Raw genomic sequence first — 15,230 nt, forward strand, 5'->3', positions numbered from 1 at the left:
GCGGAGCAGTCCGTTAGGATGGGATGCCGAGGTCTCCCGCTCTTAACAGAGCCGCGTTTCATGTCGCGTTTGCGTTAGCATTCCGTAGGATAGCGAAACGCTTTTCATGTCGCGCAGCGAAACGGCATATCCAATCGACCAAGAGAAGAGAAATAATATTTCCTTATCTTCAATCCTCTCGGTTTTAACCAGAGGTAATTATCAATTATCCATTAATGAACGAACTATTAAGGTAGAAAGCCTCTCCATTCATGGAGAAAAAAGCGGTTGTTTGCGGAGCAGTCCGTTAGGATGGGATGGCGAGGTCTCCCGCTCTTAACAGAGCCGCTCCGCTTTTCATGTCGGCTCAAGCGCCGAAACGCCATATCCAATCAACCAAGAGAAGAAAAAAATTTCTTTTAACCAATCCTTTTCTTTATAAGAATGAGGTAATTATTAATTATTAATTATTAATTTAGGAATATCTATAATAAATTCAGTACCTTTTTCCAGTTGAGAAATACACTGCAATTGTCCTCCGTGCTGCTCTGTGACTATTTGGTAACTAATAGACAACCCTAGTCCAGTACCTTGACCAACTGGTTTAGTCGTAAAAAAGGGATCAAAAATACGTTGCTGAACAGTCTCACTCATTCCTGGCCCATTGTCAGCAATGCAAATCCTGATAGTCTGGTTGTTCTGCATTTGAGTGGTGATACTAATTTCGGGACAATCTTGTGCCTTGGAAGTAGTTAAAGCATCAATAGCATTGGTGATAATCTGTAGAAAAACTTGATTGAGTTGACTGGGGTAGCAGTTGACTGGAGGTAGTTCCCCGTAGTTTTTGATAATGGCTATTTTTGGGCATAAGCCATTGTCTTTCAGACGATGCTGTAAAATCAGCAGGGTATTTTCTAATCCTTCATGGATGTTTACCCGTTTCATACCTTTTTCGTCAAGGCGGGAGAAGTTGCGTAAACCCAGAATAATTTTGCTGATACGCTCGCTTCCTGTTTGCATAGATGAAAATAGTTTTTCTAAATCCTCACATAAAAATTCTAATTCGACCTCTTCTAATTTCTCTTGTATAGCAGCACTGGGAGCGGAGCAGTTCTCCTGGTAAAGATTGAGCAGCTCTAGTAAGTCTTGGACATATTCGCGAGCGTGAGTTATATTACCTGAAATAAAGGTAATAGGATTATTGATTTCGTGGGCAATTCCGGCCACCATTTGACCTAAAGAAGACATTTTTTCAGTTTGAATAAGTTGACCTTGAGTCTGCTGCAATTTTTGTAGGGTTTGTTGCAGGTGTTGAGTTCTCTCCTCAACTTTAACTTCTAGCTGGTGGTAAAGTCTAGCGTTTTCAATAGAGATGGCTGCCTGGGCAGTAAGCAGTTTAATAACTTCTATGCGTTGTGGAGTGAAAGCTTCTCTGGTGAAGTTATTTTCCAGGTAGAGGATACCAATCAATTTTCCTTGGTTGAGAATGGGAGTACAGAGAATACTGTTAGGTTGTTTTTGAATAAAGTAGGGATCGGTTGTGAAGTTATTGTCTTGTTCAAAGTTATTAATGATTAAGCTCTCTTGTGTCCGTTTGATAGTATTAATAATTGTATAGGGTAGATCTCCGGTTTGCTCTACTAACATGGTGCATATGTGAGACGCTTCGTAATTGCATTGAGTAACGATTTCCCAATTGTCAGAGTTGTTTAACAATAAGACTCCTTTGTTAGCTCCAGCACTCTCCATTAGAATCTGCATTAATTTAGATACCAAGACATTGAATTCAATTTCTCCAGAAATAGTCTGGGAAGCTTTGATAGTAGAAGCCAGGTCAAAGATAGAGGTAGTGCTGCTAATAGTGCCGATATATTGCGAGGAAGTACGGAAATCACTAGGATTAGAAAGAGACTTATCTTTTTGTAGGATCACTGTGAGCAGTTGAGGATAAGTTTGTTCAAGTTGATCAGTCTTAGCTTTGGCTCCCCATTGAGCATAGCAATTGTAAGCTGATTGCATATATCCCACGGCAAATTTTTTCTTACCCCAGTCTAGGTAAAATTTGGCTGCCAGTTCGTTTGCTAAAGCTTCTTCTTGGATATGTTCGTTAGCTTGAGCTTCTGCTATAGCGCGATCATATAGCTCGATTGCTTCTAACTTTTTATCCAGACACCGACATTGTTCTGCCTCAACTAAAAGATACTTATGTAGAAAGTTTTCTGAACAGCTATCTGACCAAATTTTGAGCTGCTGCTGATTTGATTCTATTTGCTGCCAAGCATTACTCTGTTCTGTCGCAGACATACCAGAATACAAGTTAAGTAAAATCAGAGAAAGACAATAATAGTAATAACTATAGATTGCCAAGCCTTTGATATAATTAAGAAACGGCTTTGCTTTGGTTGCATAATTTAAACCAATCTCAAAGTTTTCTGTTAAACAGGAAAGGTGCATTCTCAGAATGTAATAGATACAAACTGAAAACGATATTTTGGATGCTTCTACATAAGTGATTGTTTTTTCAATTTCAATCATTGCATCATCTCCTTTTTCTGCTTCTTTGCCTTGGCAGAGTTTGGTGACAAAAATTTTGGCTCCGGCAAGTATTACTTGCATAATCTCGTGCTGGATTTTATCTCCCACCAACTTATATTTTTCTATATCTAGGGCAACTGCTCCTAAATTTTCTCCTTGGAAGAATCGATTGACAATATTACCTGATAAGTTATAACCAGCATATTGATTTTCTCCAGACTCTAATCCTGCTATAAAACTTTCATAATTTATATTTATTGCCCCTTTTATTGGTCTTGCCCAAGGATAAACCCAAGCTCCAAGGACTAACCCAGCTTGACACCTCTGATATTTACTATTGAATTTGTAACTTAGTTGCATACCTAAATCTGCAAACTCATAACCCCTTTGATACTGCCCTTGAAGCACGAGATATAATCCATAGCTGCTATAAGCCTTGATTGACTCAGGAATATTTCCATGTTTAATTGACAGGTAAGCTGCTCTTATAGAGACAAAACTGTAAAGTTCAATGCTAGAACTGAGACGTGTTGGTCCAGTTAGAGCAATCAGCAATTTAATCATTGCTTTAATAGGTGGTTCAACTGTTGTTGGTAAATCTAATAGTGAGGAGATAGAGCGTTCTGTCAAACTCTCGTTCATGGAGGCAAACTCTGACTGAACTAGCTGAGTCAGATTGTTGGTATCAATCTCAATTCCCAGATTTTTTAATCCAATCAGACCTGCCTGAATTGCTTCTGCAAATTTACCTTGTAAACTAAATTGAGTAACTTGAATGCCATAAAAATCTGCTAGATCTATAGGAGCACTCACCCGTTGTAAAGCAATTGCAATTGTCTCTTCCAATTGCTCGTATTTGGCATGACTTAACTGAGCTGCTGCCAGGTGACGATACAGATTTAAACTCAAGTTATATTGATTAACCCAGGCATCTTTTTCTAGTAAGTTAATCCCTGTTTCTAGATACTCAATCGCAGCTTGATAAGCTGTAGCAGATGTAGCTTTTTGACCAGCAGCTAAGTTAAGCTGTGCCAGTTGCTCTTGCTCTTTTTTGTGATTGATCAGAGATTTGCCAAAGTTGAGGTGGTTGACAATATCAAAAAGCTTCTCATCTTGTTCTGTTTGATCAAGCTTTGTCAGCATCAGTTGACCAATATGGTAATGAGTTGCGGGTTTTTGATTATCATCAATTAATGAGTAAGCTGCTTGTTGCACCCGGTCGTGCAAAAAGCGATAATTCACTGAAATATTTTCAATATCTTGTTCTTTGTTTCCCTGAAAAAATTTATATGTTTGACTTTCAGGAATCACAAAACCTTCTGGCAATGCTCCCCATAAATCTGTTGCCACTTCCTCTTGAGGTTTTTCGCACACTACCGTCAACATTGTCAAGTCAAAACGGTTCCCCAGACAAGCTGCTAACTTCAGAACATTTTGCGCTACCTCTGGTAGTTTCCGTAAACGCCCTACCATGAATTCCACCACATCATCTGTCAGAGCTAGCTCTCGTATTTGAGTTAGATCGCATTCCCAATATCCCTTTTCACTGTTGATTTTGAGCAAGTTTTCCTGATGTAAACCTTTCAAAAATTGAGTCGTAAAAAATGGATTTCCTCTGGTTTTTTGATAAACTAATTGAGACAATGGTTTAGCAATTTCCGTTGAACAAAGTAATGTATCGACAACTAATTGTGTAATATCTTTTTTGTCTAAGGGAGTTAAGGTAATAGTATTAATATTTGCATCTTGTTTTTGAATTTCATCAAGGGTGAGCATCAATGGATGAGCTGGAAAAACCTCATTATCTCGATAAGCTCCTAATACCAATAAATAACCTGTCCCTGACTCATTTATTAACACTTTCAGTAAGTTCAATGATGCTGAATCTGCCCACTGTAAATCATCTAAAAATATAACTAAGGGATGGTCTGCAGTAGTAAAAATGCTAACAAATTTACTAAATAGTAGATTAAAACGATTTTGAACTGCGCTACCCGACAGTTCTGCTACTGGTGGCTGTTTACCAATAATATGTTCCAATTCGGGAATTACGTCTATGAGAACTTGACCATTATCTCCTACAACTGAGAGGATTTTATCTTTCCAATTGGCTAAATTTGTATCAGATTCTCCTAATAATTGACTCATTAAATCTCGGAAAGCTGAGACAAAGGCACTAAAGGGTATATTGCGATTGAATTGGTCATATTTTCCTTTAATAAAATATCCCCTTTGCCTGACTATGGGTTTATGAACTTCATTCACAACAGCAGTTTTGCCAATCCCGGAAAATCCTGCGACTAACATCATTTCTGTTTGGCCTGCTGTCACTCTCTCGAAAGCATCAAGTAGGGTTTCTACTTCGGTTTCCCTGCCATAAAGTTTTTCAGGTATCAGGAAGCGATCGCTGTTATCCCGCATTCCCAACTCAAATGATGTAATTTTCCCTGTAGTTTCTAACTGTTGCTGACATTGTTGTAAATCGTGCTTCAAACCCAAGGCACTCTGATAACGGTCTTCAGCATTCTTACTCATCAACTTGATAACTATTTCTTGCAAGACTTCAGGAATTTCGATGTTGACTGGAAACTGAACTTTTTGGGCAATATGGAAATATACCAATTCTGTCGGATCCGTGGTGGTAAAGGGTAATTCTGCCGTTAGGAGTTCAAAGAAGGTTACACCTAGAGAGTAGAAGTCGGTACGATAGTCAATACCTCGGTTCATCCGTCCGGTTTGTTCGGGAGAGATGTAGGCCAGGGTTCCTTCTAAGATATGAGGGTTAATTAGTTGTTGTTGTTCAGTAGGTAGTAAACTGGAAATACTAAAGTCAATTAGTTGGACTTGCTTTGTTTCTGGGTGGATGAGAATGTTAGTGGGTTTGATGTCTTTGTGGATGATTCGTTGTTTGGTAAGATACTGTAAAGCTTCTGCTAGTTGAATAGCAATGTGGAGGAAATTTTTCAGGTTTGGCTGTGAGTTTTGCCAATAGTCGGAAAGAGCGATCGCTCCTAAGTCTGGCATAATTAGAGCATAGCCATTACCATAACGTTCTAGGGCTAGAGGTTTAACAATGGCTGGATGTTCTAGGTGACGAGTGATGATGTATTGGTTGCGGAATTGGACTAATTCATTGAAACTGGGGTGGGAGTTGCGTAAGATTTTGATAATTACTGGTTGCACCGGGGAAGATCGGATAGCTCGATAGACTAGAGTGCGTGTTCCAGTATATATTTGGTTTGTTTGTTCATAATTAGATAAGTTAAGCATCATCATCTCCAGGAAAATTTTGAAAAATAGTTTATATTACAGGAGTTATGTCAGATCAGGTAGTATAGGTATAATTTAGATAGTTAATTCGGAGTCAGCAGTTAGAGGGGAAAAGAATTTAGAAAGATTTGTTCTATAGCCCTCAGATGAAACATTTTTTTATATCGAATTAAGCGAATCCGATATTATACCAATTTGAAAAAAAAATGCTATATATCCTGCCTTAAAAAACTGTTACTATATTACTCAGAACCTAACGGATTTGCTCTAATCAATTATCAATCTAATTATGGCATAAGTTTAGAGACAAAACCTATAGAACCCATTTGATGTATATTGAAAAATAGATGGTATGATGAGGAAATGAGGAGACAAAGAGATAGGGTATATTGGAATATTTTTCCATTTTTTTGGTGTATTTTCTATATCCACAAACGATTCCCTGCCTCAAAAATATACACATAGGCGTGAAAAAGATATAGATTTTTGTATATAGTAAGCAAGAGTCAAGAGGCAATAAAGAAGATATTTTTCGGAAAAAGGTATGAGAAATTAAAATGAAGTCACTTTTATCACTCTAGATTATGTGAAATCAAGGGCAAGTTTATTTTCTGGAGATATTGAATAGACTTACACCTTTATCAGCAAAAAAAATGCGTAAACCCTTGCTATGTCAAGTTGGTAGACATTGAGATTTGAAAAAAAAATTTAAATAATTACCCTGTCTTAGTTTATAATTTTTTTCAATCTATTTAGCGATCGCTATCATACCACTTTGAAAAAATAATGCTACGAAAATATAGCTCTTGATGGGACGTGCTGAAAAATAGCTGCTCCAATTCATTTTAGATAGTTATATCTATTGTTTTTCCTGTTTTTTGAATGTTTATCCCTTCTTGCTTCTTCCTTCTTACTTCTTCCTTATTTCTACCATTTGTAGCAAACATTTATAAAATTGGTATCAGGAGTCATTTCATTAATTGATAATGAATAATTACCTCTGGTTTTACCCTCGAAGATTGAATTATCAGGAAATCTTATTTCTTTTGTCGAGGGAAGATTGAATATGCCGTTTAGCGCTCTGCACAACTTCGTTTTTCATGTTCCGTTTGGGTAGCATTCCGCAGCAAAGGAAAACGTGGAGCTTTGAATTGCGGAGCGGCTCTGGATTCTTCGAGCAACTCGCTCTTGACAGAGCTGCTACGAAGTACACCATCCCACCCTACGGAACTCCGCTTTTCATGTCAGCGACAGCCGACATCAAAAACTCTCCGCCACATATTTGCGGAGGATTCCATCAAGCAAAAGCGGAGCTTTGCGCTAGCAAAAGGACCGATCTCTTTCTTCGCCATCCCATGCTATATCATGCTCCGCATTCATGTCGGCGAGCTGTGCGCTAGCAAAACGACTGCTTTTTCTCTTGAAATAGAAGGCTTTAAACCGAATTGATTAATTATCAATTATCCATTATCCATTGGTAAAAATAAGTTGTACAGATTTTACCTAGATTGAATTGTGAAATCTAGCTTCCATCAAAAAAACTGTGTAGGTTATTTTTACACAACTGCTAATGTTTAAAAGCTGAAATTGATCAACCAAAGCACCAAAATTCCTAAGACACCAATTCCGAGCAGAATAGTGACAACATAAGATTGACCTTGACCAGATACCCCATATTTCAAACCTTGACCACTAAAAATAGTTACCAAACCAACCAAATTAACCACTCCATCAACAATATAACGGTCAATCCAAGCAATTAACTTTGAGAGTTGGCTAACTGCAAAAACCAAAGTTAAATTGTAGAGGCGACCCACATAAAAATCATAAGCAAAGAAATCTTGAGCAAAACGTAAAGGAGCTTGTATTGGTCTCGACCAAGTTCTACCTAACTCCATAGTGCTACCCAGAATAACACCAAATAAACCAGATGTTACTAACAAAATAACAACAGCTAAATTCAAATAACCCCAGTCAGGTAAAAGTGATAACCGTTCCATAACTATCGGAGTTAACAGAGTAACAATAATTAACGATACCATCGACACAGCCATAGGCCAGGGAACTTCTGGTGAGCGTTTAGTTTTAGGTTGAGGTTTACCCAAAAATATCAAACGAAACATACGAGTTAGGTTTAAAGCAGTTAAGAAGTTAACAAATAACAAAACAGGTACTACCCAAGGATCGATAATCCAAAAAACATCTAAACCTTCTCGCAACGCCCAAAAGCCTCCCAAAGGTAATAATCCAATTAAACCCAAAGTTCCTACTAAGAAAGAAGTAGTAGTTGCAGGCATTCGAGACCATAATCCCCCCATTTCTGTGAGGTCTTGACTATTGGTAGTCAATATTACACCACCAGCACTCATAAATAATAGTGCTTTAGCAATACAATGTGCCAAGAGTAATACCAAGCCAAAAGTAGTCCATTGTGTACCAACAGCAATGAAAACTAATCCTAGGTAAGCGCTGGTAGAATGAGATAAAGCACGCTTAAGATCAATTTGAGCCAGAGCAACTAAAGAAGCTCCGATCGCTGTTATAGTTCCGATCGCTACCAACACAGCCAGAGCAATAGGAGAGATAATTAAAATTGGTTGGATTTGAATCAATACATAAGCTCCGATCGCCACCACCACAGTATTCCGCAAAATGGAAGCAGGGTTTGGACCTTCCATCGCTTCATCTAACCATAAGTGCAGAGGAAATTGAGCGCATTTACCTATTGGCCCAGCAATTAAGGCCAAGCCTAACAAATTAGCTGTAACTGGAGACAGTTCTACTCTTTCGGCCCATTGATAGAGGTCACTAAAATTCATACTCCCAGCTAAAGCTGAGATAGCAACTACTCCCATTAAAAGTAAAACATCTCCTACACGCTTTGTTAAAAACGCATCCCTAGCGGCTGTGACTACAAGAGGTTGAGCATACCAAAAACCTACTAATAAGTAGGTAGAAAGGGTTAACATTTCTAGCAAAGCATAGGAAATGAACAAAGAGTCGCTGATTGTCAAGCCAGTCATGGCAGCTTCAAAAAATCCCATTAGTCCAAAGAACCTAGCTAATGCCCAATCCTTTTCTAGATATCCCAAAGCATAAACTTGGGCTAATAAACTCAGAGCAGTTACTACATCCATTGCCCCAATAGTTACTGATGAGATATTGAAGGCAAAAGATAGGTTTAGGTCTCCAGTCTCTAGCCACTTGAATATTATTTCTCGTGGCTCTTGATTCCAGATAGCTTGATAGATAATAGAGCCATGAATTAAGGCCAATAGCGTCATCAGTATATTAAAATAAGCTGCTGGTCGTGGCCCAGTACGTTTGATTATCCCGATTGACCATGGCAGAGTTAAAATTGCTCCAACTAAGCCATAAAAAGGTATCCACCAGAAGTTTTGAATGATAAACTCGGACATTATATTTCTTGACCTTAAGTATTGAAAATAAATATATACATACGATTAATATAGATTCAAGTTATTATAAGTATATATACTGTTTTTGCTGCTGATAGGGTATTGAGCCAAAAGTAATTAAAAAAAAATTTAGGATTGATACCTGGGAGCTGAGAATCGCTGAATTCACCATTAACTATAAGAACTTCAATGGTAAAGAATTTATTTTTCTAAATCGCTTCAATTATGAATTATGATGATAGTTGCTATTGTCAACGATGCCATGTTTCTCTATGCTGAAAGTATAGCATTTGATAGATTTTGATTGTAAAAATGGGAATTCCCTGCAAAGCTATCTAGAGACAATACTGGCCTCAATGCTTAAGTTAACTTCTGTCAATAGGAGAGAAAAGAATGCCAATTGCTGTGGGAATGATTGAAACTAGAGGGTTTCCAGCAGTAGTAGAAGCTGCTGATGCGATGGTTAAAGCAGCTAGAGTTACCCTAGTGGGTTATGAAAAAATAGGTAGCGCTCGTGTAACAGTAATTGTCCGAGGAGATGTCTCGGAAGTACAAGCTTCTGTTGCGGCAGGAATAGAGTCAGCCAAAAGAGTTGATGGTGGTGAGGTAGTATCAACTCATATCATTGCTCGTCCTCACGAAAACTTAGAGTATGTCTTGCCAATTCGATATACCGAAGAAGTCGATCAGTTCCGAACTTATTAATTTGAGTTGCGGGAATTTGTCTTAAATATTTGGCTAGAGCTGATTGATTTTCCCAAACTTTAGGATGATACTTTGATTTGCTAGTAGAAAAAACAAGTTTACCCTAAAGTTTTAGGGCAATCATTACAGAGGTTGCCCACTCTGGAGAAAACTTCAAGACGAATTGGGGTAGATAAAACTAAAGGGACTAAAAAAATTATCACAAAAGTAGGCAGAAAGGGAAGTTTATACCTAAGCCGACTGTATACGGGTATTTTGACTTGTCTCCAAAGAATATTTCTGTTGTCAGCTAAGAAGAGAGTAAGCAACTTGGATGTATCTTGTTGCCCAGTATCATCTTAGGATCTCCTTGAATTGAGTCTGGCGATTAGTCAATAAAAGTCAAGATATAGACTAGAAACTAAAATAATCTGTAAAATAATATCATGGAGTAAAGATAATGTCAATTGCCGTTGGGATGGTAGAAACCCTAGGCTTTCCAGCAGTTGTAGAAGCAGCAGATGCAATGGTGAAAGCTGCACGAGTCACCCTTGTTGGCTATGAAAAAATTGGTAGTGGTCGTGTCACCGTAATTATTCGTGGAGATGTATCAGAAGTACAAGCTTCAGTAGCAGCAGGAGTTGATAACGTTCGGCGGGTAAATGGAGGCCAAGTTATGTCAACTCATATTATTGCTCGTCCCCATGAAAACCTAGAGTATGTTCTGCCTATTCGTTATACTGAAGAGGTAGAGCAGTTCCGCGATAGTACCACTGCAGTTCGTAGACCATAGAAGTAAATAGATTTCAGATGGTAGATTTGAGATTGAACTTAAGGTGAAGTCAGATCGGGGAGCCGTCGGATTGGCGACGGACAGAAGTCAGAAGTCAGAATATAACTTCTGACTATGACTAACATTTGAGAGGCGCGAAAATTTCCTAACCACCCTGATGACTGCTATATATATTGGTGGAATGTTACTAATTGTGAGGTTTTATATCAGTTTTATCAAGCAGGATAACTCACAAACATTACTATTGATAAGCTTAAAAACTTTCTTCAGGTAAAACTCTAAAATCTAAAATCTGAAATCATGTAATGAAAACAGATCATGCAAATTGCCAAAGTTCGTGGTACCGTTGTCAGCACCCAGAAAGAGCCTAATTTAAGAGGAACAAAGCTACTTCTGCTGCAATTCATAGACGAAGAAGGCCATCCACTGCCAAAGTATGAAGTAGCTGCCGATAATGTCGGTGCCGGAATCGATGAATGGGTTTTGGTTAGCCGTGGTGGAGCTGCTCGTGAAATACCTGGTAGTGAAAAACTACCTGTAGATGCCAGAGTAGTAGCTATTATTGACACGATTACTGTGGACAATCGCATGATCTACGGTAAAAAAGACCAATATCGTTGAACAGTGTACTACCAAACTGTTGAACTGTTGGATGTTGAACTATAAACAACAAGAAATTTACCAAATACCCAACACCCAACATTTAACTGAGAGAGGAAAAATATAGATGCCACACCGTAAGGAAGCAGCTCCACCTACCCCCTGGTCACAAGGCTTGGCGCAGCCAAAGATTGACGAGACAGCTTATATTCACTCCTTTTCCAATATTATTGGAGATGTCCGCGTTGGAGCTAATGTATTAGTAGCCCCTGGCACATCAATTCGTGCTGATGAAGGTACTCCCTTCTCTATTGGCTCGGGTACTAATATCCAAGATGGAGTAGTTATTCACGGTTTAGAACAAGGACGGGTCATAGGTGATGACCAACAAAAGTATTCTGTGTGGATAGGTAACAATGTTTCTATCACTCATAAAGCTCTAGTTCACGGTCCTTGTTACATTGGTGATGACTGTTTTATCGGTTTTCGTTCTACAGTTTTTAACGCCCGCATTGGTGAAGGGTGTATCGTTATGCTACACGCTCTGATCCAAGACGTAGAAATTGCTCCTGGTAAGTATGTGCCTTCAGGAGCAATTATTACAAATCAACAGCAAGCAGATCGTTTGCCAGATGTACTACCCGATGATATGGAATTTGCCCATCATGTGGTGGGAATTAACGAATCTTTACGACAAGGTTATCTGTGTGCGAACAATATGTCTTGCATTACCCCTATTAGAAATGAAATGAACATTAATTACACAAATGGTAACGGTTACAACTCTTCAGCAGGAACTGGTAAATTGACCCCAGAAGTAATTGCTCATGTAAAGCAGCTAGTATCTCAAGGATATTATGTTGGTACAGAACACGCTGATACTCGTCACTTCAAAACAGGTTCTTGGCAGACTTGTTCTCCAATTGAAAGCACTAATTCTTCAGAAGTAGTGGCAGCTCTAGAAGGTTGTATTGCAGAACACGCTGCCGAGTATGTACGGATGTTTGGTATAGATCCTAAAGCCAAACGTCGCATATCTCCAATTATGATTAAACGTCCTGATGGCAAAAAAGTTGCTCAAAAATCAACTAATGGTAGCTACAGTGTTCCTGCTCCTAGGGTTCAAACTACTACTGCTCCCAATGCTACAGGTTTAACTCCAGAAGTAGTAAATCAAGTTAATTCTTTGATGTCTCAAGGATGCAAGATTGGTACAGAGTATGCCAATGAACGTCGGTTTAAAACTAGCTCTTGGCAAAATGGTCCTACTATTCAAGGTTTGGCAGATCTGGAAGGATTTTTAGCAGAACACAGTGGTGAATATGTCCGTTTAATTGGTGTTGATCCTAATGCTAGACGTCGTGTTGCAGAAATATTAATTCAAAAACCAGGCAATCGCACAGTTCAACAATCTACGGCTGCTTCTGTAAGTTATCAAGCTCCTGTATCTAGCCAAGGTGCTGCAATTAATAGTGGATTAAGTCAGGCAGTTGCCGATCAAGTACGTTCATTATTTAATCAAGGATATCGGATTAGCTTAGAACACGCTAATGAACGTCGCTTTAAGACTAGCTCATGGATGAGTGGCGCTCCCATTACTGCTACTAATCCCTCTCAAGCAATAGCTGAACTAGAACAAGCTTTGGCAGAATATAGTGGGGAGTATGTACGTTTAATTGGTGTCGATGCTAATGCGAAACGTCGAGTGCTGGAAACTGTGATTCAACAGCCAAATGGTAAGGGTCAAGGATTTGCTCCTCTTAAAGCTACTTCTAATGGAAATGGAGTAGGTAATAATGGTAATTCTCAGTCAGTTCCTGTTTATAGTAGTGTAACAAATTCTGCTGCAACAAAGAAGTTAAATCAAGAAGCAGTTGAACAAATTCGCTCTTTGATTGCGGGTGGTTATAAAATTGGTACTGAATATGCTGATCAACGTCGTTTCCGCACTAGCTCTTGGAAAACTGATACTCAAATAGATGCTAAACGGGAGGCTGATGTTTTCCCAGTGCTTGAGGAAAGTTTGGCTCAACATGAGGGAGAATATGTCCGCTTGATTGGTATTGATCCTAAAGCGAAACGCCGTGTTTTAGAAATGATTATTCAGCAACCTAACGGTAAGAACTAATTGAAGCAGGTGTTAGGTGTTAGGTGGTAGGTTTGAGGTGAGTAACCTATGACTTAGCACCTTTTGCCAGACACTTTGAAGAGGTTGTTTTTAACTCAATTATGTAGGTTTTTAGGTGTTTAGATGAGGACTTACTCACTCAACCCAGAAAGAAGGTTTTTTCGTAGATGTCTATTGTTCAAACCAAGGATTTATCCTAGTAACCGGGTTTCTTTGTGTAAGTCCTATAAATTAGATATTGGGTAAAAATAGTTACCTAAAAACAATAACCTAGAACCTACAACCTATTCCCGCTTGACCTCATATTTTCGGAATCTAGCTACAATAATCAAAAGTCTTATTTGCAAGTTTATCATGCTTGATAGCACTATAATTAATAGTTATGAAAAAAATTCTCTTTCTTTGTACAGGTAATTATTACCGCAGTAGATTTAGTGAGTATTTTTTCAATGATTTAGCTTCAAAAAAAGGAGTAAAATGGCAAGCCGATTCACGAGGTTTGAATGTTAATCCAGAATCTGGTAATGTGGGTGCTATTTCATCGGAGGTTATTAAAGCTTTAGAATCTTTAGGTATTCAGATTGACTCTGTATCTTTGAGGGAACCAATGCAAGTTCAACAAACAGATTTAGAAAATGCTAATCAAGTTGTTGCTGTTGATGAAGTTGCTCATCGTCGTTTAATGGAATCTAATTTTCCTCAATGGGTTGATAAAATTGAATATTGGCTAGTTAAAGATTTGGATGAAAATCCTGATGAATCTCCTCTTTTGCAACTCCAAAATAATATTCATTTACTTCTGGAAAAATTAGATTAAATTAACTTTATATTGTCTGATATTTTATGCTTAAAATTATTATAAAAAGGAGTATTTATGCAGTTGCCACCACTACAACCGATAACAAATATTGAGCCTTTTGTTAGTGGTGATGTAAAAATCGATCCAAGTGTGGCGATCGCTCCTGGTGTTATTATTCAAGCTGCTGATAACTGTCAGATTATTATTGCAGCGGGGGTTTGTATTGGTATGGGAGCTATTATTCATGCTTACCAAGGCAATATCGAAATTGAATCAGGAGTTACTATTGGTTCAGGTGTTTTATTAGTTGGTAAGAGTAAGATAGGAGCTAATGCTTGTGTTGGTGCTTTGGCAACTATTATAGAACAAGATTTGGAGCCAGATAAGGTTGTACTACCTACTTCTATTATTGGCAACTCAGGGAGAAAAATATTAGATAATAATACATTTACACCCATCAAAACTGATTTACTGGAAAATAAAAATTTATCTAAAAATGATTATATATCAGATGAAATCAATGAAAATAATTATATTTCAGATTTAGAAAATACTTTTTCATCTCCAGAGGAAATTCAAACAGACACTGAACAAGCTAATACTCAATTACAATCAGTAAATACTTCTTCATCTCCAGAGGAAATTCAAACAGATACTGAACAAGCTAATACTCAATTACAATCAGCAAGTACTTCTTCATCTCCAGAGGAAACTCAAGCAGACACTGAACAAGCTAATACTCAATTACAATCAGCAAGTACTTCTTCATCTTCAGAAGAAACTCAGACAGACACTGAACAAGCTAACACTCAATTACAAGAAGAAGCATCTCCAAATATAGATCCTCAAATTTATGGTAAGGAATATGTCAACCAGATAATGAAGACTTTATTTCCTCATAAGAATTCTTTGAGTTCTCATCCTGATGATGAAGACTAAAATATATCGTCTTATCCAGACTTGACACTAAATTTGGAGCTACTGATACGGTTTTATGGAAGTCAGAAGTCAAAAGTCAGAAGT

At 38.0% G+C, this 15,230-nt stretch carries 9 protein-coding genes; 7 read left to right on the top strand and 2 right to left on the bottom strand.

Features of this window, described 5'->3' with window-relative positions:
• The first annotated feature begins 106 nt into the window (after nt 1–106).
• Nucleotides 107–319, top strand: coding sequence for a hypothetical protein (locus tag ACP6PL_RS19225; protein WP_426546884.1), 213 nt, complete (start codon nt 107–109; stop codon nt 317–319).
• Nucleotides 320–435: 116 nt separating this feature from the next.
• On the opposite strand, the gene ACP6PL_RS19230 is transcribed toward ACP6PL_RS19225, so the two are convergent.
• Together ACP6PL_RS19230 and ACP6PL_RS19235 are read right to left on the bottom strand one after the other, a co-directional pair.
• Nucleotides 436–5,790: an ATP-binding sensor histidine kinase gene (locus ACP6PL_RS19230; protein WP_426546885.1), complete on the bottom strand. Its 5,355-nt coding sequence runs from the start codon at nt 5,788–5,790 to the stop codon at nt 436–438.
• Between the two features lie 1,568 nt (nt 5,791–7,358).
• On the bottom strand, nt 7,359–9,203 hold the full coding sequence (locus ACP6PL_RS19235; RefSeq protein ID WP_426546886.1) for an NAD(P)H-quinone oxidoreductase subunit F: 1,845 nt from the start codon (nt 9,201–9,203) through the stop codon (nt 7,359–7,361).
• Nucleotides 9,204–9,596: 393 nt separating this feature from the next.
• Here ACP6PL_RS19235 and ACP6PL_RS19240 point away from each other — a divergent pair, with 393 nt between their 5' ends.
• The 6 genes from ACP6PL_RS19240 (at nt 9,597) to ACP6PL_RS19265 (ending at nt 15,146) form a co-directional block, all read left to right on the top strand.
• The gene (locus ACP6PL_RS19240) at nt 9,597–9,908 is read left to right on the top strand and encodes a carbon dioxide-concentrating mechanism protein CcmK (RefSeq protein WP_094678177.1); all 312 of its coding nucleotides are present in this window, start codon (nt 9,597–9,599) and stop codon (nt 9,906–9,908) included.
• Nucleotides 9,909–10,347: 439 nt separating this feature from the next.
• Entirely contained in the window at nt 10,348–10,680 is a 333-nt protein-coding gene (locus ACP6PL_RS19245) for a carbon dioxide-concentrating mechanism protein CcmK (protein WP_426546887.1), read from the top strand.
• 318 nt (nt 10,681–10,998) lie between these two features.
• Complete coding sequence (locus ACP6PL_RS19250; RefSeq protein ID WP_426546889.1) at nt 10,999–11,301, top strand: beta-carboxysome shell vertex protein CcmL; 303 nt, start codon at nt 10,999–11,001, stop codon at nt 11,299–11,301.
• Nucleotides 11,302–11,407: 106 nt separating this feature from the next.
• Complete coding sequence (locus ACP6PL_RS19255; protein WP_426546890.1) at nt 11,408–13,408, top strand: beta-carboxysome scaffolding protein CcmM; 2,001 nt, start codon at nt 11,408–11,410, stop codon at nt 13,406–13,408.
• A gap of 382 nt (nt 13,409–13,790) precedes the next feature.
• Complete coding sequence (locus tag ACP6PL_RS19260) at nt 13,791–14,225, top strand: arsenate reductase/protein-tyrosine-phosphatase family protein (protein ID WP_426546891.1); 435 nt, start codon at nt 13,791–13,793, stop codon at nt 14,223–14,225.
• Between the two features lie 57 nt (nt 14,226–14,282).
• A complete protein-coding gene (locus ACP6PL_RS19265; protein ID WP_426546892.1) occupies nt 14,283–15,146 on the top strand; it encodes a beta-carboxysome scaffolding protein CcmN in 864 nt (287 codons plus the stop codon).
• Nucleotides 15,147–15,230: the final 84 nt, after the last annotated feature.

Source organism: Dapis purpurea BLCC-M126 (genome assembly GCF_050015975.1).
Classification (GTDB): domain Bacteria; phylum Cyanobacteriota; class Cyanobacteriia; order Cyanobacteriales; family Microcoleaceae; genus Trichodesmium.

Excerpts from the sequence above, each read along its gene's own strand:
- ACP6PL_RS19250 (WP_426546889.1), top strand. The coding sequence starts at position 10,999 with ATGCAAATTGCCAAAGTTCGTGGTACCGTTGTCAGCACCCAGAAAGAG.
- ACP6PL_RS19255 (WP_426546890.1), top strand. The coding sequence starts at position 11,408 with ATGCCACACCGTAAGGAAGCAGCTCCACCTACCCCCTGGTCACAAGGC.
- ACP6PL_RS19225 (WP_426546884.1), top strand. The coding sequence starts at position 107 with ATGTCGCGCAGCGAAACGGCATATCCAATCGACCAAGAGAAGAGAAAT.
- ACP6PL_RS19265 (WP_426546892.1), top strand. The coding sequence starts at position 14,283 with ATGCAGTTGCCACCACTACAACCGATAACAAATATTGAGCCTTTTGTT.
- ACP6PL_RS19240 (WP_094678177.1), top strand. The coding sequence starts at position 9,597 with ATGCCAATTGCTGTGGGAATGATTGAAACTAGAGGGTTTCCAGCAGTA.
- ACP6PL_RS19260 (WP_426546891.1), top strand. The coding sequence starts at position 13,791 with ATGAAAAAAATTCTCTTTCTTTGTACAGGTAATTATTACCGCAGTAGA.
- ACP6PL_RS19230 (WP_426546885.1), bottom strand. The coding sequence starts at position 5,790 with ATGATGATGCTTAACTTATCTAATTATGAACAAACAAACCAAATATAT.
- ACP6PL_RS19245 (WP_426546887.1), top strand. The coding sequence starts at position 10,348 with ATGTCAATTGCCGTTGGGATGGTAGAAACCCTAGGCTTTCCAGCAGTT.
- ACP6PL_RS19235 (WP_426546886.1), bottom strand. The coding sequence starts at position 9,203 with ATGTCCGAGTTTATCATTCAAAACTTCTGGTGGATACCTTTTTATGGC.